We start from the raw sequence: 20,196 nt of genomic DNA, 5'->3' as shown, positions 1-20,196 counted from the left end.
TCCCGGCTGAGCCCCAGCCGGAACCGCTAGGTCAGCGCGTTGAGCAGGAGCTGTGGAGCGAAGCCCAGGATGACGGCGAGCGCCGCGGTGAGAGCCAGAGCGGCTGCCACCGGGCGGGTGATCGGGAGCCGGGGGTGCAGGGCGGCGTCCAGCAGGACCGGGTCGGCGACCGACAGGCCGATACGCGGGGGCAGGGTGTAGAGCAGGGCGGAGACCCTGACGTAGTACGCCAGGGCGATGACCGCGTTCAGGACGACCACCGCGGCCAGCCAGGACCAGTGGTGGGCGATCAGCGCGTCGACCACCGAAAGCTTGGCGAAGAGGCCGGCCAGGCCCGGGGGCAGACCGGCCAGACCGGCGAAGGACAGGACCAGGGCGGCGCCCAGCCACGGGCTTCGGCGGCCGGCGCCCCGGAAGTCCGTGATCGGGCCGGCGGAGGCGCCCGGCGGGCACAGGGCGACCACCACGCCGAAGGCCAGGAACTCCAGGGTGATGAAGAAGACCGCGTAGGCCAGGGCGGCGGGGACGCCGGGAGACCCCAGGGCCAGGGCGGCCAGGATGTAGCCGGCCTGGGCGATCGAGGACCACGCCAGCAGGCGGATCATGCGGGTCTGGCGGAGGGCGACCACGTTGCCGATGGTCATCGTGAGGACGGCCAGGATCGCCAGGATCGCGCGGGCCTCCAGGTGGGTGACGACGGCGGCCAGGGCCAGGATGCCGCCCAGCTTGGAGGCGGTGGAGAGGTAGGCGGCGATCGGGATGGGCGCGCCGTCGTACGTCGCGGGGGCCCAGGCGTGCAGCGGGACGGCGGCGACCTTGAAGGCCAGGCCGGTGACGAGCAGGGCCACGCCGACCTCGGAGACAGCGCGGAACGACGGCGACGGAGCCGTCAGCAGGGCCAGGTGGACGGCGCCGGTGGCGGCGTAGTTCAGGGCGATGCCGAGCAGGGCGATCGCCGTCGAGACCACGCTGATCAGGAAGAACGTCAGGGAGGCGGACGCGGCGACGGCGGTGGCGGGGCGGCGCAGGCCGACCAGCACGTAGAGCGGGAGGGTCAGCGTCTCCAGACCGACGATCAGGGAGATCAGGTCACCGGCGTACGCCACCACCACGCCGCCGGTCATCGAGCAGGCGAGCAGGAAGCAGAACTCGCCGGCCGGGGCGAAGCCCACGCGCAGGGCGGGTGCCGAGAAGGCCAGGACTCCGGCGGTCAGCGCGGCGAAGAGCGCGGCGGTGACGGCGGCGGGCCAGGTCGGCACCCACGAGCAGGCGCCCTGGGTGCAGAAGGTGCCGGCGTGCGCGCCGACCGCGAGGGCCGAGACCGCGGTGGCCAGGGTGCCGAGCCAGGTCGTGGCGAGGACGGCGGCCCGCCGGGCGATGAAGAGGTCGGCCAGGAAGGCGAGGACGGCGGTACCGGCCGCGAGGTAGAGCGGTAGCAGCGCGACGTGGTCGACGGACTGGCTCACGGCTGAACCCCCAGGGTGTCGGTGAGAACCAGGGCCGGGACCAGGCCGACAGCGAGCGTGAGAGCGATCAGCGGCGCCCAGGCGAACCACTCGGCCGGGGCGATGGCCGGGCTCATCGCGTGGACCGCCGGGGTCGCCGGGCCGTGGGTGACGCGGCGCAGCAGGCGGAGGAGGTACGCCGCGGTCAGCGCGCCGCCGATGGCCGCCAGGACGGCCAGGGTGATCCAGAGCGGTCCGCCCCGGTGCACGGCGGCGACCACGGCGAACGCCTCGCCCCAGAAGCCGGCCAGGCCGGGGAGGCCGAGGGAGGCGATCGCGGCGAAGGCGAAGAGGCCGGCCAGGCGAGGTGCCGTCTCGCGCAGGCCGCTGAGCTGTTCCAGGGAGCCGGTGCCGGCCCGGTCCTTGATCGCGCCGGCCAGGAAGAAGAGCAGGCCGGTGATCAGGCCGTGTGCCACGTTGCCGAGCAGGGCCGCCTGGATGCCGGTGGCGGTCAGCGTGGCGATGCCGAGCAGGACGAAACCCATGTGGCCGACACTGGAGTAGGCGATCAGGCGCTTCAGGTCGTGCTGGCGGAGGCAGATCAGCGAACCGGCGAGAATCGCGATCGCGGCGAGCGCTCCGAGCACCGGGGAGGCCCAGGCCGCGCCCTGCGGGAGGACGCCGACGGCGACCCTGATCAGGCCGTACGTGCCCATCTTGAGCAGTACGCCGGCCAGGATCACCGAGCCGACCGTGGGTGCCTCGGTGTGTGCGTCGGGGAGCCAGGTGTGCAGCGGCCAGAGCGGGGCTTTGATCGCGAACGCGACGGCGAGCAGCGCGAACGCGACGCACTGGGTGGTCCGGGTGAGCGTGCCTCCGCCGGCGAGCGCGATCAGGTCGCCGGTGCCGGCCCGGGTGACCACCAGGAGCACGCCGAGCAGCAGCAGGACCGAGCCGGCGAGCGTGTAGAGCACGAACTTGCGGGCCGCCGCGCGACGGTCCGGGCCGCCCCAGCCCGCGATCACGGCGTACATCGGAAGCAGGACGACCTCGAAGAAGACGAAGAAGAGGATCAGGTCGAAGGCGAGGAAGGTGCCGAGCACGCCGACCTCGAGGACCAGGAGCAACGCGCTCAGGGCACGGCCGGAACCCCTTATCGTGTACGCGCAACAGAGCACCGTGAGCAGCCCGGTGAGCACGACCAGCGGATACGAGATCCCGTCGACGGCGAGATGGAAACGCAGCCCGAGGTCGGGGACCCACGGGAGATCCAGGTCGATCCACGGGAGCTGGGGTGAACTCGACAGCGGGGTGTACGCGAACCAGCCGCGATCCGATGACGGGAAGAGCGGCAGAAGCAGGGAGATCGCGAATGTCCCACCAGCCACGACGGTCGCGAGGATCCGGGCTTGCCGATCACGCGTGGCCGGGAACAGCGCGACCACCGCCGCGCCCACCGCGGGCAGGACCACCAACAGCAGCAGAAGCGCCTGCGGAAACCCGAAATCCGAGGAGCTCAGGTAGTAGCGGTACATCAGGCCAGAGCTCCCAACCACGCGACGAGACCGAGTACCAGGGCGCCCAGGCAGACCAGGACGGCGGCGGCCGGGAGGGCCACCCGGTGCCCGTCGGCGAAGATCGCGCCGAGGCGGCTCACCCCGGTGCCGGTCCCGTGTACGGCCGCGTCGATCCCGCGCTCGTCGGCGACGGTGAGCCAGCGGGCCAGCGCGCGGACCGGGCGTACCACCAGGAGGCTCTGCACCCGGTCGAGGTGGAACCCGGCGGCGAAGAGCGGGCGCGCCCGGCCCAGCGCCTCGGCCGGGTCCACGCCCGGAACCGCCGTCCAGAGCCACCACGCGGCGCCCGCACCGGCCGTGAGCAGCACCAGCGGCAGCACGACGGCGACGCCCAGGTGCGGGTCCTCGAGCTCCAGCGCGTGCCGGAAGCCGGGGGCGAAGGCGGCCAGGCCGAGCAGCGCGGCGGGGATCCCGAGCAGGACGATCGGCCAGCGCATCAGGGTCGGCGGGTCGTGCGGCACGGCCGGCTCGGTGTAGCGGGCGTCGTCGAAGCCGATCTCCCAGTCCGGGCCGTCCGGACCGTGCTGGCGGGACGGGCCGAAGAACACGCGGAGCAGCAGCCGGGCCGAGTACCACGCGGTGATCGCGACGGCGAGGAGCGCGCTGATCCAGACCAGCCAGCCGGCCCAGACCGGGACCGGCTCGGTGCCCTCGGTGGCGTGCGCGGCGGCGGTCAGCACGTTCTCCTTGGACCAGAAGCCGGCCAGCGGCGGCACCCCGGCCAGCGCGCCGAGCCCGATCACGAACGTCCAGAAGGTGACCGGCATGTGCTCGCGCAGGCCGCCCATCCGGGAGAGGTGGTTGGTGCCCACCGCGTGGATCACCGCGCCCGCCGCGAGGAAGAGCAGCGCCTTGAACGCGGCGTGGGTGAGCAGGTGGAACAGTGCGGCGGCGGGCGAGCCGACGGCCAGCGCCCCGGTCATGTAGCCGATCTGCGAGACCGTGGACCAGGCCAGCACGCGTTTCAGGTCGTCCTGGGCGGTCGCGGAGAGCGCGCCGAGCAGGATGGTGATCGAGGCCATCACGGCGAGCGTCGCAAGCACGGCCGGGGACCGTTCGAAGAGCGGGTAGGCGCGGAACACCACGTAGACGCCGGCCGCGACCATGGTGGCCGCGTGGATCAGCGCGGAGATCGGAGTGGGACCGGCCATCGCGTCGGGGAGCCAGGTGTGCAGCGGGAACTGGGCGCTCTTGCCCGCGACACCGGCCAGGATCAGCAGCAGGGCGGCGACGAGCGTTCCCCTGTCGAAATCGAAGGCCAGCACCTCGGAGATCCGCGACGTGCCGGCTCCGGAGATGAGCAGCGCGATGCCGAGCAGGAAGCCGACGTCGCCGACCCGGGTGACCAGGAACGCCTTCATCGCGGCGGCCGGCGCCTCGGGCAGCCGCCGGTCGTGGCCGATCAGCAGGTACGAGCAGGCGCCCATCACCTCCCAGCCGACCAGCAGCAGGATCAGGTCGCCGGAGGTCACCACCAGCAGCATCGCGCCGGTGAAGAGGCTCACCTGGGCGGCGTACGGCGCGTATCTCGGGTCGTCGTGCAGGTAGGTGACCGAGTAGACCTGCACGGCGAGCGCCACCGAGCAGACCGCGATCGCGACGTAGAGCGCGGCGGGCCCGGCCGAGAAGGCCAGCGTCACGTCGATGCCGCCGATCGAGGCCCAGGTGGTGCCCGCGGCGAGCGGCTCGCTACGGCTCGTCGCGACCGCGAGCAGGGCGATCGCGTCGGCCAGCGCGATCCCGGCGCCGGCGATGCCGAGCGCGGCGGCGGATCTGCGTACTCCTCCCGCATCGTCGCCGGGCGTCAGCAACAGGCCCACAAGACCGAGGATCAGCGGTACGCCCGGAAGCAGCACCCCCAGAACGCCCGCGGCGGTCACTTGTGCACCTCGCCGTCGGGCGACTCGGCCAACGACACCTCGTCGATCACCACGGCCCGCCGCATCCGGTAGTACTGCAGGACGATGGCGAGCCCGACGCCCACCTCGGCGGCGGCCAGGACGATCACGAAGAGCGCGAACACCGCGCCGGAACCGGGCTGGGCGCTCGGCGTGGACCAGGCCTCGCCGGGCACACCGGACAGCGCGGAGCGGAGCGAGACGTCGGCGGTGACCAGGATCAGGTTGACCGCGTTCAGCATCAGCTCGACCGCCATCAGCACCAGGATCGCGTTGCGGCGCCGGAGCACGCCGTAAACGCCGAGCCCGAAGAGCAGGGCACCGACCACGTACGGGATGGTCACGTGCATCAGGCCTCCACCTCCTCGGCGGGCACCGGCTCGGTCTCCCCGGTCTCGCCGGGCACCGCCGGGCGGGCGCCGATGTCCGGCCGCGACAGCACGATCGCGCCGACCAGGGCGGAGAGCAGCAGGATGGAGAGCACCTCGAAGGGCAGCACCCAGGTCCCGAAGATCTCGGTGCCGAGGCGCTCGGCGGTGCCGGTCTCGGGTTGTGGGTACTCGATCCAGTGGAACGCGTCGGCGAGCAGGACCGCGAGGCCCAGGCCCACTCCGGCGCCGATCGCGGCGGCCGGGAGGGGTGGCCGGTCCAGGTCGTCGGAGGGGCCGATCGGGGCGCGGGTCAGCATCACCGCGAAGAGCAGCAGGACGACCACGGCGCCGACGTAGACCAGGATCTGCACCCAGGCGACCAGTTCGGCACCGAGGACGAGGTAGAGGCCGGCGATCGCGCCCAGGCTCACCACCAGGTAGAGCCCGGAGCGGACCAGGTGGGCACCGGTGACGACCAGGGCACCCGCACCGACCGCGACGGCGCCCAGGGCCAGCAGCAGCACATCGGCGACGGTCACCGGTCGGCCTCCGGTCGGGGAGGCGTCGCACGTGCGGAAGGCGTGGGGGGCGTTGCGCGTACGGGAGAAGGCCTTGCGGTCTTGGCGGCGGTGGCCGCACCCGGACCGGCGAGCTTGCGCGCCGCGGTGGCCTCCTCCTTCGACGGCTCACCGAGCACGTCGTGCGCCGGCGGCGGGGGGACCGTGCGCATCCACTCACCCAGCCGGTCCTTGTCGTGCAGGAGGCTGAGCACGTCGGTCTCGGCGTATTCGAACTCGGGCGTCCAGTGCAGCGCGTCGAACGGGCAGACCTCGATGCAGATGCCGCAGTACATGCAGAGGGAGAAGTCGATGTCGAAACGGTCCAGCACGTTGCGCTGACGCGCGCGGGCGGCGCCCGGGACGACGACCTCCTCCTTGTGCGAGTCGATGTAGATGCACCAGTCCGGGCATTCCCGGGCGCAGAGCATGCAGACCGTGCAGTTCTCCTCCAGCAGCGCGATGACGCCACGGCTGCGCGGGGGCAGGTCCGGCTCGACGTCGGGGTACTGCTGCGTGGTGGTGCGCTGGGTCAGCGTCTTCATGGTGACGGCAAGGCCATTGATCAAGCCCTTGCCGGGCACGCTCCGGTCGCCGTCATCGGTCACAAGGGCATATCCTGCCCGCTCCCTTCGGGTGACGCGAGGCTGACCCCGCCGTATCTTGGAGTAACGTTTGTCGGAGGGTTGATTACCCCCTTTCGGAGGCCCAGATGACCATGGCGATCAGCGATTTCCCTCGCGCGGCTGGCTGGACCACTGAGGATCTCGACGACCTTCCCGAAGACGGCGTACGCCGCGAGTTGCTCGATGGAGTGCTCCTCGTGTCCCCCTCCCCCACCGATGTTCATCAGATCATCGCCATGCGCCTCGGGGTCGCGCTCGAAGCGACCTGTCCCAGTGAACTTCAGGTCACCCAAGGGGTGGAAATTCGGCTGAGCCACAACCGGACGTTCATTCCGGATGTGCTGGTGGCCACCGATGACGCCGCCCGGCGCCGGGGGCGCTACTACCTGCCGGCCGAGGTCGTGCTGGCGGTCGAGATCGTGTCGCCCAGTTCGATCGCGATGGACCGGTTCACGAAGCCGGCGCTCTACGCGGCGGCGGGCATCCCCCACTTCTGGCGGATCGAGACCACCAACGGCATCGCCGTCCACGTCCACCGGCTCGACCCGGAGAACCGGACATACCGGCCGACCGACGTCCTCGACGCGCGCATCCGGGTGACCGACCCCTGGGCGATCGACGTTCCGATCAAGAAGCTGACGCCCCGCCACCTGCACTAGAGCAGGGACCTCACCGCGACCGTCAGGACCAGCTGGGCCAGGGAGAGCGGGACCAGGATCAGCCAGCAGAGGCGCTGCAGCTGGTCCTCGCGCAGCCGGGGGAAGGTCACCCGGAACCAGATGATCACGAACGCGACGGCGGCGGCCTTCAGCAGGGTCCAGAGCCAGCCCAGGCTTTCCGCGTACGGGCCGTGCCAGCCCCCGAGGAAGAGGACCGTGGTCAGCGCGGCGATCACCACGATGCCGACGTACTCCGCCAGCAGGAAGAACGCGAACCGCAGGCCGGTGTACTCGGTCATGTAGCCGAAGACCAGCTCGGAGTCGGCGATCGGCATGTCGAACGGCGGACGGCGGATCTCGGCGAGACCGGAGACGAAGAAGACCACCGCGGCCGGGGCCTGCCAGATCAGCCACCAGGGACGCCACGCCTCGACGATCCCGGGGAGGCTGAGCGTGCCGGCCGCCATCGCCACGCTGGCGGCGGCGAGGACCAGCGGGAGCTCGTAGCCGAGCAGCTGGGCGGCGCCGCGCAGGCCGCCGAGCAGGCTGTACTTGTTGGCCGAGGCCCACGCGGACATCAGCACCGCGACCACCCCGATGCCGAGTACGGCCAGGACCAGGAAGAGCCCGATGTCGAGGCTCTGCGCGACCAGGCCGTTCGGGCCGAGCGGGATGGTCAGGATGACGACCAGGTACGGGAAGAGCGCGACCATCGGGGCCAGGCGGAAGACCGTACGGTCGGAGCCGTCCGGGTGGATGTCCTCCTTCTGCACGAACTTCACGCCGTCGGCGACGAGCTGGGCCCAGCCGTGGAAGGCACCGGCGTACATCGGGCCGAGCCGGCCCTGCATGTGCGCCATCACCTTGTGCTCGGCCTGGCCGACCACGAGCGGCAGGACCAGGAAGCCGGCCAGCACGGCGGCGACCCGGATGAGGAGATCGAGCCAGAGGGGCATCAGCCGGCCTGTCCCTTCCGCGGACCCCACTCGTTCGGGTCGGGCACGCCCGGCGGGCGCATCGGGGCGCGCTTGGCGGTGCCGGCCTCGGACTCGCCCGGCTCCTTGGCACCCGGCCACGGCTTGGCGACCCGGGCGGCGAGCACGAACTCCTTGCGCAGCGGGTGGCCCTCGAACTCCGGGGGCAGCAGCAGCGGGCGCAGGTCGGGGTGGCGGGCGAAGGTGATGCCGAACATCTCGTACGTCTCCCGCTCGTGCCAGGACGCGCCCGGGTAGAGGTCCACCAGGGACTCCACCACCGGATCGGCGCGCGGCACCCGGGTACGCAGCAGGACCCCGTGCCGGCGCCGGGTGGACCAGAGGTGGGCGACCACGTCGAACCCGTCGTCCATCTCGTCCACCGCGGAGAGCCAGTCGAAGAAGTCGCAGCCGAGCGCCCCCTGGTCGCGGACGATCTCGGCGGCCGGCCACCAGCGGGCCACCGGCACGTCGACCACCGCCCGGGCGTGCTTCTCGCCGCCGCCGGACACGCTGCCGACGACCGGTCCCGTCTCCGACTCGTCCGCCGTGAGCAGGGCGACCAGTCGCTCAGCGACCTCTTCGGGCGTCATGACGTGCATCCTATGATCCCTCGGCGGGTGCCCGGCGTCCTGACTTTCCCGTATCGTCCGGTAGCGAGATGTCGACGACCGTCAAGACGTGGTGGATTCCCGCGCTCGGCCTGGCGCTGCTGCTGGTGGCCGTGGGTGGGCTCGTTGTCATGGGTGGAAGCGGCTCGAGCACCAGCACACAGGCCGCGGCACCCCCGGCGGACGGCGGTCCGCCGATCCCGGGCGAGGGGCCGGACCCCGGTCTGGTGGACCTGGCTCTGGCCGCGGTCAGCACCGACTCGGCGACCGCTCCGGTGCTGCGGCGCGGCCCGGTCCGGGACGACTACGTCCAGTCCGAGCCGAACTACCTGGGCCTTCTCACGCTCCGTGCCGCTTGTGCCGGAAACGGCAAATTCACCCTTAAGGTACGCGGACTCCCGGGCGACGTCGCGCTCGCCGAGGTGCCGGTGCCCTGCAGCGCCCAGCCGGAGGCGACCAACACGACGTTCCGCACACCGGGCGACTACACCCTGGTCGAGTACGCACTCGAGGGCGTGGAACAGGCGTCGCTCGGATCCGGCTTCGCGTACCGGGTGACCAGCAGCACCGGGGAGCCGATCATCCGCGGTGACGACGCCGGGGACCCGACCGTCGCGCTGGACCTGAGCGGACAGTCCGGTTTCGGCGGCAGCGACTCGGCCGACCCGGGTGAGCACGGCTCGTTCGGGAAGCGGCTCAAGCTGAGCGGACGGTACTGGCTGGCGGCGGCGTGCACCGGGACGGGCGTACTCCGACTGAAGATCCGCGGGACAGGGCAGGAGTTCGACGTGCGGTGCCAGTGGCCGCCGGCCCGGCAGGACTTCAACCTCGGCGAGCTCGACCAGAACGTGGACGTCCTCTACCGGTACACCGACTCCTCGGCGGAGCCGACCGACTTCGCGTTCCAGCTGATCTCGCGCTGATCCGCCTGATCTCGCGCTGATCCGCCTGATCTCGCGCTGATCCGCTGCAGCAGCGCCGGGCGGTCACGCGTGTAGTCGCTGTGACAGCCATCGTGGTAACGGAGACACCGATAGCCGCGCACCCGCCGAGCTTCGACGAGATCTACTCCGCGCACTTCGCCGACCTCGCGGTCCAGTTGTACGCGTACTTCGGGGACCGGCAGGAGGCGCAGGACGTCGCGCAGGAGGCGTTCTGCCGCGCACTGGCCCGCTGGGGCACCGTCGCGCGATACGACGACCCGGTGGCGTGGATCCGCCGGATCGCCTGGAACCTGGCGATCAGCCGGTGGCGGCGGGCACGGACCGCGCTGAACTTCCTCCGGCGGCAGCCACCCGGCGAGCCCCGGGTCGCCGGTCCCACCCCGGAGCGGGTCGCCCTGGTGGCGGCCCTGGGCACGCTGCCCGCGGCCCAGCGGCGGGCGATCGTGCTGCGGTACCTCGCGGACATGACGGTCGGGGAGATCGCCGAACGGGAGCGGGTAGCGGAGGGAACCGTGCGGTCCTGGCTGCACCGGGGACGTACGGCACTGGCGGAGCGGCTGGGTACGGGGGACGCGCGATGAACGACCAGCTGGAGCGGCTCTTCGCGGACCTGCGCGCCGCGGAGATCGGCGAGATGCGGGCACCCGGGGTGGCGGCCGCGCGGCAGACCGTGCGGCGCCGCCGGGCGGGCACGATGGTCGCCGCGGCCTGTGCGGTGGTGATCGCGGCGGGCGGCGCGTTCGCGGTCCTCGACCGTCCGGCGAGCACGGCCCCGGCCCCGGCCGCGCCCTCGGTGTCGCCCTCGGTGTCCGAGGCCGATCGGAACGCGACCGTCGCGAGCGACGCGCTGACCGACGACGACGTCATCGCCTCGTTCGACGTCCGATCACCGGTCACCGCCGGGTACCGCCGCGAGGAGCGCGTCTACGCGCCCTACCTGGAGGTGAGCGTGGCCTGCGCCGGGACCGGCGGCCAGATCACCCTGCAGGTGGACGGCCGGATGCCGGAGGACGTCAAGCACGTCGAGAGGTCCCGTGAACTGGCCCGGGTCACCGTGCCGTGCGGGACGGAACCGGTCCGGAAGACCGCGAAGGTGCAGTCCACCGTCGAGACGCTGCTGACACTCCGGCTGGCCGCGACGACGGGCGCGGCGGGCGCCGGATTCGCCTATCGCCTCTATTCACGGGAGGACACCCGGCTCGCCCCGACCGACCCGAGCGGCGATCCCTGGAGCGTGCTCCCCGCGGTGGGGTCGAAGCCGCGGGCCGGAACGCTCGTGCGAGAGGGCGGCAGCACGATGGAGATGCCCCGATCCGACGAGCTCAGTCTCAGCGGCGGCGGCCACCTCCGGGACGGCCGGAAGTACACGCTCATGCTGGCCTGCCGGGGCGACGGGACGCTCCGTTTCCAGCTCCGGGAGGGCGGCGAGGTGGTGGCCGATCACACGATCCCCTGCGGCGTACGCCCGAAGGCCTACGAGTTCCCGATCGATCACGAGTTCGCCAACCGGCGGCTGACGGAAGAGCTGGACCAATACCGGTCCGATTCGCCGGCCCGCGCGGCGAGGGCATACGTCCTGATCGAGGAGTAACGCCTCAGAGGCCGGGGAGGCGGCCGTTGCGGAAGACGTCGACGAAATCCTGGTGGTCCTCGCGGGCCTGATCGCCGTACCGGTGGGCGAACTCGACCAGGTGCCGGACGAAGCCCGGCTCGTCCTTGTCGACGGCCGCGACGATCGCCTCCTCGGTGGAGAAGTCGACCAGGTCGTGGCTGGACTCGTCGTCGGCGACCGAGTGCATCCGGGCCACCGCGCGCCCCAGGTCGGCGATCACCCCGGTCAGCTCCTCGGGCTCGTTGACGTCGGACCAGTCCAGGTCGGCCGCGTACGGCGAGACCTCGGCGACCAGCTGCCCGACCCCGTTCAGCTCGGTGAAACCGAGCCAGGGGTCGGCGTGCGCCTGCAGCGCCCGCTGCGACTCGGCGGTGCGATGGCCCTGATGCTCGAAGTACGCCCGGACGCGCTCATCGTCGATCCATCGGGCGACGGCGGGGATCTGGGCCTGCTTCATGTAGATGATCACGTCGTTCTCGAGGGCCTCGGTGTGCCCCTCGAGCAGCAGGTTGTACGACGGCAGCCCGGCCGAGCCGATCCCCACGCCCTTGCGGAGCTTGATGTCCTTGATGTTGGTCGAGATCGGCCGGCTCGCCTCGGGCAGCGTCCCCAGGTACCGCTCGAACGCGGCGGTGACCCGGTCGGCGGTGGCCGCGTCGACCTCGTAGACCCCGTCGCCGAGGGAGAAGCGGCGCTCGTGGTCGTCGATCGTGGTCTGCCCGCCGAGCAGCTCGACCCGGGTGTTGAGCCGCGCCGCCTGCAGCACCCGGCGCAGCACCCCGTCCGCGTTCGCCAGCGTGATCGAGCCGATCGCGTCGTCCCCGCCGGCCGCGATCGCCCGCAGCTCGGTCAGGTACGCCCCCGCGAACGTGGTGACCAGCGCCGTGATGTTCTCGTCGGAGAGCGCCTTGGAGTACCCGATCAGCGCCAGGCTCGCCGAGAAGCGCTTCAGATCCCAGGAGAAGGGTCCGACGTACGCCTCGTCGAAGTCGTTGACGTTGAAGACCAACCGCCCGTCCGAGTTCATGTACGTCCCGAAGTTCTCGGCGTGCAGATCCCCGTGGATCCAGACCCGCCCGGTCCGCTCGTCGAGGTAGCCGTCGTCCCGGTATGTGTCGGTCAGATCGGCGTAGAAGAGCGCCGCACTCCCCCGGTAGAACGCGAACGGCGAGGCCGCCATCTTCCGGAACTTCCGGCGGAACGCGGCGGGGTCGATCGCCATCAGCTCGCCGAACTCGCGAGTCAGGACGTCGACGATGAAGTCGGCACGGGACCCAGAACTCATGCCGATCACGCTAGCTCGGTGGAGCCACCAGGGGTGCCGTGAGCACGGAAGCAGGCTTCGCCGCCAGCGGGTCGGGGCGGGAAACGCCACCCGGGCCGGACTGTTCGGCGGCGATCTTCTCCTGGAGGCGGAGGATGCCGTGGAGCAGGGCCTCGGGGCGGGGCGGGCAACCGGGGACGTAGACGTCCACCGGGATGATCTGGTCGACCCCCTTGGTGACCGAATATGAATCCCAGTACGGGCCACCGCAGTTCGAGCAGGAGCCGAACGAGATGACGTACTTCGGCTCGGGCATCTGGTCGTAGAGCCGCTTGATGGCCGGCGCCATCTTGTCGGTGACCGTCCCGGAGACGACCATCAGGTCGGCCTGGCGCGGCCCGTGCGCGAACGGGATCACCCCGAGCCGCATGAAGTCGTGCCGGCTCATGCTGGACGCGATGAACTCGATCGCACAGCAGGCCAGCCCGAAGTTGAACACCCACAGCGAGTAGCGCCGCCCCCAGTTCAGCACGAACCGGATGGGTTCACCGAGCACTCCGGGCAGGGCCATTCGGTCAACCTACTGCATCCCCATAGGGCTCGCTCAGCGTCATCGGCCGCCGCGCCACCTCAAGCACATCCTCGGGAAAACGCGGCCCAGCGGTGTAATAGCGGGCCCGGGTCCGCCCCACCGACTCGAGAATCCCCGCCGCCGCCAGATCACGCAGATCGCGCTGAGCCTGCTGACGTGTCAGCCCCTCGGCCTGCTCATAGTGGGACCTGCGGATACGGCCGACGACGGCGACGTCGTGCAGCCCGGAGACCATACGCTCGTCCAGGCCCGTCGGGCCGGTGAAGGCAAGGAGCAAGCCCCATACCTCGGTTGATCTGTTGGCCCGCCCCTGCACGGTCTGCGCCTGCTGGTGATATGCCGTCAGGTTGAACCGGATCCAGCCGGAGACATCCTGGTCCGGCCGGTAGGTCCCGCCACGGCGCTGGAGCTCGCGGTAATACTCCCAGGTGTTGCCCGGCCGGCCGAGCCACGCCTCGATCGAGGAGAACTCCGGGGCCAGGACGCCCTCACGCGCGATCAACAGGGTCTGCAGCGAGCGCGACATCCGGCCGTTGCCGTCAGCCCACGGATGGATCGAGACCAGGTGCAGGTGCGCCATGGCCGCTCGAACCAGAGGATGCGTGCCGTCGTCGGTGTTGAGCCACGCCACGAGCTCGTCCATCAGCTCCGGCACCTCGTCCGCGGCCGGAGCCGTGTAGGCAGCGATAGTCGGATCGCGAGGATCGGTCACGTAGACCGGACCGCCACGCCATTGTCCGGCGGGTTTGCGCTTGGTGTGCCGATGCCCCTGCAGCATCCAGTGCAGCGCGTTCAGCAGGCTGCTGTGGTACGAGAAGTGGGTGACGTCGTGCAGCGTCTGCACGTAGGTCATCATCTGCCGGTAGGCGAGGGTCTCCGCCCGGTTCTCGTCGGAGACGTCGACGTCCCGCTCGCCGTCCATCAGATCCTGGACGTCGGCCGTCGAGACCCGGAAACCCTCGATCGAGTTCGATGCCGCGACCGCGTCGGCGGTCAGGAATTTGCGCAGCCCCTGTGCCCATTTGGCAGGTCTCGACTGGATCTGATGACGCAGGCTCTCCCTCATCGTCTCGATCTCGGCCAGAACGTCATGATCTGCCGGGGTCAGGGAGGGCGTGGGATAGAGCATGAGCCAATGAAACAATGACGCATTCATTGCGTCAAGCGGCTTCGGCAACGCCCTTCGTCGTGCCGGTCGGATATCTGACCGGGTAGCGGGTTGACTAGGGCAAGGGGTGGCGGAGCGACACCCTGTGTGTTGGGGGAATCGAGCGGAAGCAGGAGATCGGCCGCCACAACCAGGGGATGACCATGGGCATGGCCTGGGGAAACATGTCGAGATGAGACACCCGTGCGGGGTACCACGGTAGAGGGACCACGGGGTGTCATCGACGCGCATCGTAACCATGATCGGGCTGAGCCGCCTACCCTCGCTCGCATGGGAACCGTTGCGGCCGGCGTCGCCGCAAGCCATCCGGCGACCGCGCGGACCGGGGTACGCATCCTCGAGGCCGGCGGGTCCGCCGCCGATGCCGCGGTCGGCGCCGTGCTGGCGTGCTGTGTCGCCGAGACGATCTACACCGGGCTGGGCGGCGGGGGCTTCGCCACCTACTTCGACAGCCGGACCGGGCAGGTCACCTGTCTGGACTTCTTCGTGGCCGTACCAGGACTGGACGGCGACCGGAAGCCGGAGCCGATGGTCGCGGTCGACGTCTTCTTCGGCGGACTGCCACAGATGTACTCGATCGGGGGCGCCAGCGTCGCCGTACCGGGGGTCCCGGCCGGGCTGGGCGAGGTGCACAAGCGCTGGGGACGGCTCTCCTGGGCCGAGGTGGTGGAACCGGCGGCCGGGCTGGCGCGGACCGGGGTGCTGCTGCCGGCCGAGCACGCGGCCACGCTCCGGTCGTGCGCCACGGCCCTGGCGTACGGCGAGGGGGCCGAGCCGTACCAGCCGGGCGGTCGCCTGCTGGAACGCGACGAGCTGCTCTTCCACCCCGGCCTGGACACCGCCATGGACGCGCTCGCCGCGGACGGGCCGGACGTCTTCTACACCGGCGAGTACGCCCGGCTGCTGGTCGACACGGTCCGGGCGGCCGGCGGCGCGCTCGGGTCGGCCGACCTGGCCGGGTACCGGGTCGCCGAGGTGGCCGTGGACCACGCGCGCCTGGCCGGCTTCCAGGTCTGCGCCCGGCGCGATCTGAATCGGACCGTGGAGACGATCAGCGCGCTGCCGGCGGACCTCTCCCGTCCGGGCCGGGCGCCCGGGGTGGCCGCCGCGCTCCGCAACCGGGGCGTCCAGCGGCTCGGCGACACCACCAACGTCTCGGTGGTCGACCCGGAGGGCAACGCCTGCGTGATCACCACGACGCTCGGGCTGGGCGCCGGGGTGTGGCTGCCGGGACTGGGGATCAACCTGAACTCGATGCTCGGCGAGGGCGAGCTGCTCACCGACGATCTCGCGCCGGGGCAGCGGATGTCGTCGTACATGTGCCCGCTGGTGGTGATCGGGCCGGACGGGCGGCTGGTGGTGGCGGCCGGGTCGGCCGGAGCCTCCCGGATCCGGACGGCGCTGGTCGACACGCTGCTCGGGGTGCTGGTGGACGGGCTGGACATCCCGGACGCGATCGCCCGGCCGCGGTTCCACGTGGTCGAGGACACCGTGCACGCGGAGGCCGGGTCCGAGCCCGCCGAGCTGGACGCGCTCCGGGCCGCCGGGTGGCAGATCGTCGAGTGGCCCGAGCCCACCCACTACTTCGGCGGGGTCACGGCGGTGGGCCGGGCCGGCGCCGCGGGCGACCCCCGGCGCGGCGGGGTCGGCCTGCTGCTGTAGGCGCCGGCCTCGGCGCGCACGAGCGGGCCACATCCGCGCCGGGGCGTCACATCGTGCGGGCCGCGGTGGCCTCGGCGGCGGCCTCGACCTCGCGCAGCGCCACGTCGAGGCCGGTCGCGGTGAGGCCGAAGGTCTTCTCGGTACGGGTGCTGTCCAGGATGAACGGCGCGTAGAACTGGTAGTCCATCTCGGCCAGCTCGTGCGCCATCGGCACCGCGAGCCCCGCCGTACGCATGACGAAGCGCGGCATGGCGGCGACCTTGACCGGCGGCAGCCCGGCCAGCTCGCAGTAGCGCGCCGAGAGCTCGCGGATGGTGACCGGGGCCGGCGACGGCACGTGCCAGGCCTTCCCGTGGGCGCGCTCGTCCCGGGCGAGGGTGACCAGCGTGCGGGCCATGTCGCCGGTGTAGGTGAAGGTGTGCGGGACGTCCATCTTCGCAGGGCCCCACGCCGTCCGGCCGCTGCGGATCGCCGGCAGCAGCACGGCCGAGAAGACGCTGGCCGCGCCGGCCCCGATGTAGTCCGACGCACGGGCCTCGACGGTCCGCACCCCGCTGGCCAGCGCGTCCTGCCACATCTTGATCCGGATGCGCCCCTTGCGGCCGGTCGCGGCGAGCGGGGAGTCCTCGGTCATCACGCCGCCGGGCTGGGGGCCGTAGCCGTACAGGTTGCCGGTGATCGCGTAGACGGCTCCGGCGGACTTCGCGGCGGCGATCATCGCATCGTTCATCGGGAACCACTTGTCGGCCCACTCGGTGTACTTCGGGTTCGCGCAGTTGTAGACCACCTCGGCGCCCTCGGCCAGCGCGGTGAGGCGCCGGGCGTCGGAGGCGTCGCCCCTGACCCGCTCGATCAGCGCGTGCTCGGGGCCGCCGCCGCTGCGGGTCACCACGCGGACCGTCTCGCCCCGCTCGGCGAGGAGGCGGGCGACGTTCGAGCCGATCGGGCCGGAACCGACGACCAGATGCTGAGCCATGATGTTCTCCTTTGCGAGCAGTGCTCTCTGTTGAGAACAACAGTCTCATGCGGCTTCGTGAAAAACAAGAGCAGTGCTCTCGATGTGAGACACTTGCCCCCATGAGCGCCGCCAACCTGCGGGCCCGGGTCCGGGCCGAGATGACCGAAGAGATCAAGGACGTGGCCCGCCGCCACCTGGCCACCGACGGGGCGAACCTGTCTCTACGGGCGGTCGCGCGCGATCTGGGGATGGCCTCGTCGGCGGTCTACCGGTACTTCGCCAGCCGCGACGAGCTGCTCACGGCACTGATCATCGACGCGTACGACGCGGTCGGGGACACCGCCGAGCGGGCCGCAGCGACGGTCGCCGATCCGTACCAGCGCTGGATCACGATCGGTCATGCGGTCCGCGAGTGGGCGCTGGCCAGCCCGCACCAGTGGGCACTGATCTACGGCAGCCCGGTGCCCGGGTACCAGGCGCCGCAGGACACGATCATGCCCGCCACCCGGGTGATCATGATGCTCGCCGGGGTGGTGCGGGACGCGCTGGAGTCCGGGCGGATCACCGACGTGCCGGAGCCGCCCGCCGGGCGCTTCGGTGAGGAACTGGCCGTGGTGGCCGAACACTTCGGTACCGCGGTGCCGGCCCACCTGGTCGGCACCACGATGTTCGGCTTCATCCACCTCTGCGGAGCGGTCAGCGCCGAGCTGTTCGGGCAGCTCAACAACACGATCGAGGACGACCGGCGCGGCTTCTTCGAATGGCAGGCCCGGTTGGCGGCCTCGCTCGTCGGGTTGAGCGCCTAGCCCGTGTGCCGGAACCCGGGCTAGAGCTTCCGGGCGTGCAGGACGTGGCCGCCGGGGGTCTCGGCGGGGACGTCCGGGCGGCCGAAGAAGCGGGCCGCGAGACCGGACGGGCCCAGGTCCTCGATCTCGCCGAAGCCCCGGCCGTGCAGCTCGGCGGCGATCTCCTCGGGCTCGAAGAAGGTCAGCCAGGGCTCGCCGATCTTGGCGACCCGGGCGGCCCGCGCCTCCAGCCAGGCACGACGCTCGGCCGGCATCCGCTCCGGGGACTGGGCGTAGTCGAAGACCACCTCGTTGCCCGGGGTCGCCGCGATGGCGTCCAGCGACTGCGCGAAGGCCTCCGGCGTGAGGTAGGGCACCACGCCCATCCAGAGGAAGAAGCCGGCCAGCCCGGATTCGCCCAGCCCGGATTCGCCCAGACCTGATTCGCCCAGCCCGGCGTCGCCCAGGCTCTCCCGCTCGAAGTCGATCCCGACATATCGCATGTTCGCCGGAATCGTCACGCCCGCGGCCTCCAGCCGCGAACGCTTCCAGGCCTGCGTCTCCGGGTGGTCGATCTCGATCACTTCGATCTCCGGGTACGGGTTCCGATACGCGAAGGTGTCCAGCCCCGCGCCGAGCACCACCACCCGGGTCACGCCCCGGCGTACCGCGGCCGCGAGATGGTCCTCGGCGAACCGGTGCCGGGCCGCGATGAAGAGCCGCATCCCGCGCCGGGCCTCGTCGGCGAGGAGTGTCTCCTCGCTCTCGCCCAGCAGCGGAACCGCGATCGGATCCGGGAAGATCGACCCCCGCTCCAGCAGCTGATGTGCCGCCCGGTAGCGCGCCGCCTGGTACGCCGTCCTACTCGGTTGTCCGGTCTTCATCAGGCATCCACCCCGCTTCGGCGATCACGACCCGGTCGCCCCGCAACGGTACGCCCTCGGCCGTCAGCCGGGCCCGGGCTTCCCGCTCGTGCCCGGGCGGTGTCCGGCCCGCACTGTTCACCACGCGATGCCAGGGCACCCCGCCACCGTGCCGGGCCATGATCGAGCCGATCTGGCGGGGCGAGTTGCGGCCGGACCGCTCGGCCAGCGCGTCGGCGATCGCGCCGTACGACATGACCCTGCCCTCGGGGATGCTCTCGACGAGCGTGAGGACCGCTTCGACGTACTCCTCCGGTGTCATCACCGGCCACGATATGGGATCTGGCGGCGATCGACACCGCCCGGCCGAGCACAATGGGCCGGGTGCGGGAAGTGGTTACCGGTGCGCGCCGGATCGTGGTGAAGGTGGGGTCCTCCTCGCTGACCACCGCGGCGGGCGGCATCGACGAGCAACGCGTCGACACGCTGGTCGACGTCCTGGGCAAGCTGGCCGCGAGCGGGCGCGAGGTGGTGCTGGTCTCCAGCGGCGCCATCGCCGCCGGGCTCGCCCCGTTGCAGCTGCGCCGCCGACCGCGCGACCTGGCCACCCAGCAGGCAGCCGCCGCGGTGGGCCAGGGACTCCTGATCGGGCGGTACGCGTCCGGATTCGCCCGGCACGGGATCACCGTCGGGCAGGTGCTGCTCACCGTCGACGACGTGACCCGGCGGGCGCACTACCGGAACGCGTACCGGACGCTGCGGAAACTGCTCGACCTGGGCGCGCTGCCGATCGTCAACGAGAACGACACGGTCGCCACCGAGGAGATCCGGTTCGGCGACAACGACCGGCTGGCCGCGCTGGTGGCCGCCCTCGCCGACGCCGACCTGCTGGTGCTGCTCTCCGATGTGGACGCGCTCTACACCGGCAACCCGGCCGACCCCACCTCCCGGAAGATCCCACTGGTCCGCGACGAGAGCGACCTCGCCGACGTGGCGATCGGCTCGGCCGGCAAGTCCGGGGTCGGCACCGGCGGGATGGTCACCAAGGTCGAGGCGGCCCGGATCGCGACCGGGTTCGGCATCCCCGTGGTGCTGACCGCCGCGCCGCTGGCCGGGCCGGTGCTGGACGGTGAGGAGGTGGGCACGCTCTTCGAGGCGGCGCCCTCCCGCCCCGCGGCCCGGCTCTTCTGGCTCGCGCACGCCACCGCCCCCCGCGGCCGCCTGCACCTGGACCCGGGCGCGGTCGCCGCGGTGGTGGCCCGGCGCAAGTCGCTGCTACCGGCCGGGATCACCGCGGTGGACGGCTCGTTCGCCGCCGGCGACCCGGTCGATCTGGTCGACGCCGGATCCGGCACTCCGGTGGCCCGCGGGCTGGTCAACTACGACGCCGTCGAACTCCCCGCGCTGCTCGGGCGCTCCACACCGGAGTTGGCCGCGGAGCTCGGTCCGGGCTATGAACGAGAGGTCGTCCACCGCGACGACCTGGTGCTGTTGTGATGTCATCCCTCGCGTACGTACGTCGGAAAGGCATTGTCTTAACGATCCCCACGGATGAATCCGGGGGATTTCCCTCCGGGGCAAGGCCCTGGATTCCCAGCTCGGACCGCATCTGATCCACGCTCCCGGAAGG

Annotated in this window: 21 protein-coding genes; 7 read left to right on the top strand and 14 right to left on the bottom strand. The window is 71.5% G+C overall.

What is annotated here, in order from left to right; translation table 11 throughout:
* Positions 1–26: 26 nt before the first annotated feature.
* The 6 genes from AB0M08_RS08120 to AB0M08_RS08095 are packed head-to-tail and all read right to left on the bottom strand — an operon-like array spanning position 27 to position 6,456.
* Positions 27–1,466, bottom strand: a complete 1,440-nt coding sequence (locus AB0M08_RS08120) for an NADH-quinone oxidoreductase subunit N (RefSeq protein WP_364490394.1) — start codon at positions 1,464–1,466, stop codon at positions 27–29.
* A complete protein-coding gene (locus tag AB0M08_RS08115; protein ID WP_364490391.1) occupies positions 1,463–2,980 on the bottom strand; it encodes an NADH-quinone oxidoreductase subunit M in 1,518 nt (505 codons plus the stop codon). The genes AB0M08_RS08120 and AB0M08_RS08115 overlap by 4 nt, the downstream gene beginning before the upstream one ends.
* Positions 2,980–4,902 carry an NADH-quinone oxidoreductase subunit L gene (locus AB0M08_RS08110; protein WP_364490388.1) on the bottom strand — a complete coding sequence of 641 codons (1,923 nt, stop codon included), beginning with the start codon at positions 4,900–4,902 and terminating at the stop codon, positions 2,980–2,982. Before AB0M08_RS08110 ends, AB0M08_RS08115 begins: the two co-directional genes overlap by 1 nt.
* Entirely contained in the window at positions 4,899–5,270 is a 372-nt protein-coding gene (nuoK, locus tag AB0M08_RS08105) for an NADH-quinone oxidoreductase subunit NuoK (RefSeq protein WP_364490385.1), read from the bottom strand. Before nuoK ends, AB0M08_RS08110 begins: the two co-directional genes overlap by 4 nt.
* The gene (locus AB0M08_RS08100) at positions 5,270–5,830 is read right to left on the bottom strand and encodes an NADH-quinone oxidoreductase subunit J (RefSeq protein WP_364490382.1); all 561 of its coding nucleotides are present in this window, start codon (positions 5,828–5,830) and stop codon (positions 5,270–5,272) included. The genes nuoK and AB0M08_RS08100 overlap by 1 nt, the downstream gene beginning before the upstream one ends.
* The gene (locus tag AB0M08_RS08095; RefSeq protein WP_364490379.1) at positions 5,827–6,456 is read right to left on the bottom strand and encodes a 4Fe-4S binding protein; all 630 of its coding nucleotides are present in this window, start codon (positions 6,454–6,456) and stop codon (positions 5,827–5,829) included. Before AB0M08_RS08095 ends, AB0M08_RS08100 begins: the two co-directional genes overlap by 4 nt.
* Positions 6,457–6,560: 104 nt before the next feature.
* On the opposite strand from AB0M08_RS08095, the gene AB0M08_RS08090 reads away from it, so the two are divergent.
* The gene (locus tag AB0M08_RS08090; RefSeq protein ID WP_364490376.1) at positions 6,561–7,133 is read left to right on the top strand and encodes a Uma2 family endonuclease; all 573 of its coding nucleotides are present in this window, start codon (positions 6,561–6,563) and stop codon (positions 7,131–7,133) included.
* On the opposite strand, the gene AB0M08_RS08085 is transcribed toward AB0M08_RS08090, so the two are convergent.
* Entirely contained in the window at positions 7,130–8,089 is a 960-nt protein-coding gene (locus AB0M08_RS08085; protein WP_364490373.1) for a complex I subunit 1 family protein, read from the bottom strand. The two genes, AB0M08_RS08090 and AB0M08_RS08085, sit on opposite strands and share 4 nt — an antisense overlap.
* Entirely contained in the window at positions 8,089–8,700 is a 612-nt protein-coding gene (locus AB0M08_RS08080; RefSeq protein ID WP_364490370.1) for an NADH-quinone oxidoreductase subunit C, read from the bottom strand. The genes AB0M08_RS08085 and AB0M08_RS08080 overlap by 1 nt, the downstream gene beginning before the upstream one ends.
* Positions 8,701–8,768: 68 nt before the next feature.
* Between AB0M08_RS08080 and AB0M08_RS08075 the strand changes: the two genes are divergently transcribed.
* The 3 genes from AB0M08_RS08075 to AB0M08_RS08065 all read left to right on the top strand — a co-directional run bounded on the left by AB0M08_RS08075 (position 8,769) and on the right by AB0M08_RS08065 (position 11,253).
* On the top strand, positions 8,769–9,641 hold the full coding sequence (locus AB0M08_RS08075) for a hypothetical protein (protein WP_364490367.1): 873 nt from the start codon (positions 8,769–8,771) through the stop codon (positions 9,639–9,641).
* Between the two features lie 80 nt (positions 9,642–9,721).
* The gene (locus tag AB0M08_RS08070) at positions 9,722–10,243 is read left to right on the top strand and encodes a SigE family RNA polymerase sigma factor (RefSeq protein WP_364490364.1); all 522 of its coding nucleotides are present in this window, start codon (positions 9,722–9,724) and stop codon (positions 10,241–10,243) included.
* Positions 10,240–11,253, top strand: a complete 1,014-nt coding sequence (locus tag AB0M08_RS08065; protein ID WP_364490361.1) for a hypothetical protein — start codon at positions 10,240–10,242, stop codon at positions 11,251–11,253. The genes AB0M08_RS08070 and AB0M08_RS08065 overlap by 4 nt, the downstream gene beginning before the upstream one ends.
* Positions 11,254–11,257: 4 nt before the next feature.
* Here the strand turns inward: AB0M08_RS08065 and AB0M08_RS08060 are convergent, their stop codons facing one another.
* The 3 genes from AB0M08_RS08060 to AB0M08_RS08050 are packed head-to-tail and all read right to left on the bottom strand — an operon-like array spanning position 11,258 to position 14,259.
* Positions 11,258–12,559: a DUF2252 domain-containing protein gene (locus tag AB0M08_RS08060; protein WP_364490358.1), complete on the bottom strand. Its 1,302-nt coding sequence runs from the start codon at positions 12,557–12,559 to the stop codon at positions 11,258–11,260.
* Between the two features lie 10 nt (positions 12,560–12,569).
* A complete protein-coding gene (locus tag AB0M08_RS08055; protein WP_364490355.1) occupies positions 12,570–13,109 on the bottom strand; it encodes an NADH-quinone oxidoreductase subunit B family protein in 540 nt (179 codons plus the stop codon).
* Between the two features lie 4 nt (positions 13,110–13,113).
* Positions 13,114–14,259 (bottom strand): Fic family protein, encoded by a 1,146-nt coding sequence (locus tag AB0M08_RS08050; protein ID WP_364490352.1) that lies wholly within the window; start codon positions 14,257–14,259, stop codon positions 13,114–13,116.
* A gap of 309 nt (positions 14,260–14,568) precedes the next feature.
* Here AB0M08_RS08050 and AB0M08_RS08045 point away from each other — a divergent pair, with 309 nt between their 5' ends.
* Entirely contained in the window at positions 14,569–15,960 is a 1,392-nt protein-coding gene (locus tag AB0M08_RS08045; protein WP_364490349.1) for a gamma-glutamyltransferase, read from the top strand.
* Positions 15,961–16,006: 46 nt separating this feature from the next.
* Here the strand turns inward: AB0M08_RS08045 and AB0M08_RS08040 are convergent, their stop codons facing one another.
* A complete protein-coding gene (locus AB0M08_RS08040) occupies positions 16,007–16,936 on the bottom strand; it encodes an NAD-dependent epimerase/dehydratase family protein (RefSeq protein WP_364490346.1) in 930 nt (309 codons plus the stop codon).
* Between the two features lie 101 nt (positions 16,937–17,037).
* Between AB0M08_RS08040 and AB0M08_RS08035 the strand changes: the two genes are divergently transcribed.
* Entirely contained in the window at positions 17,038–17,724 is a 687-nt protein-coding gene (locus AB0M08_RS08035; RefSeq protein ID WP_364490343.1) for a TetR/AcrR family transcriptional regulator, read from the top strand.
* A gap of 20 nt (positions 17,725–17,744) precedes the next feature.
* Here AB0M08_RS08035 and AB0M08_RS08030 read toward each other — a convergent pair whose 3' ends face one another.
* Both AB0M08_RS08030 and AB0M08_RS08025 read right to left on the bottom strand, forming a co-directional pair.
* Positions 17,745–18,587, bottom strand: coding sequence for an SAM-dependent methyltransferase (locus tag AB0M08_RS08030; protein ID WP_364490340.1), 843 nt, complete (start codon positions 18,585–18,587; stop codon positions 17,745–17,747).
* Positions 18,565–18,888: an MGMT family protein gene (locus AB0M08_RS08025; protein ID WP_364490337.1), complete on the bottom strand. Its 324-nt coding sequence runs from the start codon at positions 18,886–18,888 to the stop codon at positions 18,565–18,567. Before AB0M08_RS08025 ends, AB0M08_RS08030 begins: the two co-directional genes overlap by 23 nt.
* Before the next feature lie 62 nt (positions 18,889–18,950).
* Here AB0M08_RS08025 and proB point away from each other — a divergent pair, with 62 nt between their 5' ends.
* Positions 18,951–20,063 carry a glutamate 5-kinase gene (gene proB, locus AB0M08_RS08020; protein ID WP_364490334.1) on the top strand — a complete coding sequence of 371 codons (1,113 nt, stop codon included), beginning with the start codon at positions 18,951–18,953 and terminating at the stop codon, positions 20,061–20,063.
* The last annotated feature ends 133 nt before the right edge of the window (positions 20,064–20,196 follow it).

The organism is Actinoplanes sp. NPDC051851 (assembly GCF_040681165.1).
Lineage (GTDB): Bacteria > Actinomycetota > Actinomycetes > Mycobacteriales > Micromonosporaceae > Actinoplanes.
The sequence above is the reverse complement of the archived record's forward strand: the minus strand, read 5'-3'. Positions and strand labels throughout refer to the sequence as shown.

Bases quoted from the DNA above. Each gene is read 5' to 3' on its own strand.
- AB0M08_RS08115 (WP_364490391.1), bottom strand. From the start codon at position 2,980: ATGTACCGCTACTACCTGAGCTCCTCGGATTTCGGGTTTCCGCAGGCG.
- nuoK (WP_364490385.1), bottom strand. From the start codon at position 5,270: ATGCACGTGACCATCCCGTACGTGGTCGGTGCCCTGCTCTTCGGGCTC.
- AB0M08_RS08090 (WP_364490376.1), top strand. From the start codon at position 6,561: ATGACCATGGCGATCAGCGATTTCCCTCGCGCGGCTGGCTGGACCACT.
- AB0M08_RS08085 (WP_364490373.1), bottom strand. From the start codon at position 8,089: ATGCCCCTCTGGCTCGATCTCCTCATCCGGGTCGCCGCCGTGCTGGCC.
- AB0M08_RS08080 (WP_364490370.1), bottom strand. From the start codon at position 8,700: ATGACGCCCGAAGAGGTCGCTGAGCGACTGGTCGCCCTGCTCACGGCG.
- AB0M08_RS08075 (WP_364490367.1), top strand. From the start codon at position 8,769: ATGTCGACGACCGTCAAGACGTGGTGGATTCCCGCGCTCGGCCTGGCG.
- AB0M08_RS08065 (WP_364490361.1), top strand. From the start codon at position 10,240: ATGAACGACCAGCTGGAGCGGCTCTTCGCGGACCTGCGCGCCGCGGAG.
- AB0M08_RS08060 (WP_364490358.1), bottom strand. From the start codon at position 12,559: ATGAGTTCTGGGTCCCGTGCCGACTTCATCGTCGACGTCCTGACTCGC.
- AB0M08_RS08055 (WP_364490355.1), bottom strand. From the start codon at position 13,109: ATGGCCCTGCCCGGAGTGCTCGGTGAACCCATCCGGTTCGTGCTGAAC.
- AB0M08_RS08050 (WP_364490352.1), bottom strand. From the start codon at position 14,259: ATGCTCTATCCCACGCCCTCCCTGACCCCGGCAGATCATGACGTTCTG.
- AB0M08_RS08045 (WP_364490349.1), top strand. From the start codon at position 14,569: ATGGGAACCGTTGCGGCCGGCGTCGCCGCAAGCCATCCGGCGACCGCG.
- AB0M08_RS08040 (WP_364490346.1), bottom strand. From the start codon at position 16,936: ATGGCTCAGCATCTGGTCGTCGGTTCCGGCCCGATCGGCTCGAACGTC.
- AB0M08_RS08035 (WP_364490343.1), top strand. From the start codon at position 17,038: ATGAGCGCCGCCAACCTGCGGGCCCGGGTCCGGGCCGAGATGACCGAA.
- AB0M08_RS08030 (WP_364490340.1), bottom strand. From the start codon at position 18,587: ATGAAGACCGGACAACCGAGTAGGACGGCGTACCAGGCGGCGCGCTAC.
- AB0M08_RS08025 (WP_364490337.1), bottom strand. From the start codon at position 18,888: ATGACACCGGAGGAGTACGTCGAAGCGGTCCTCACGCTCGTCGAGAGC.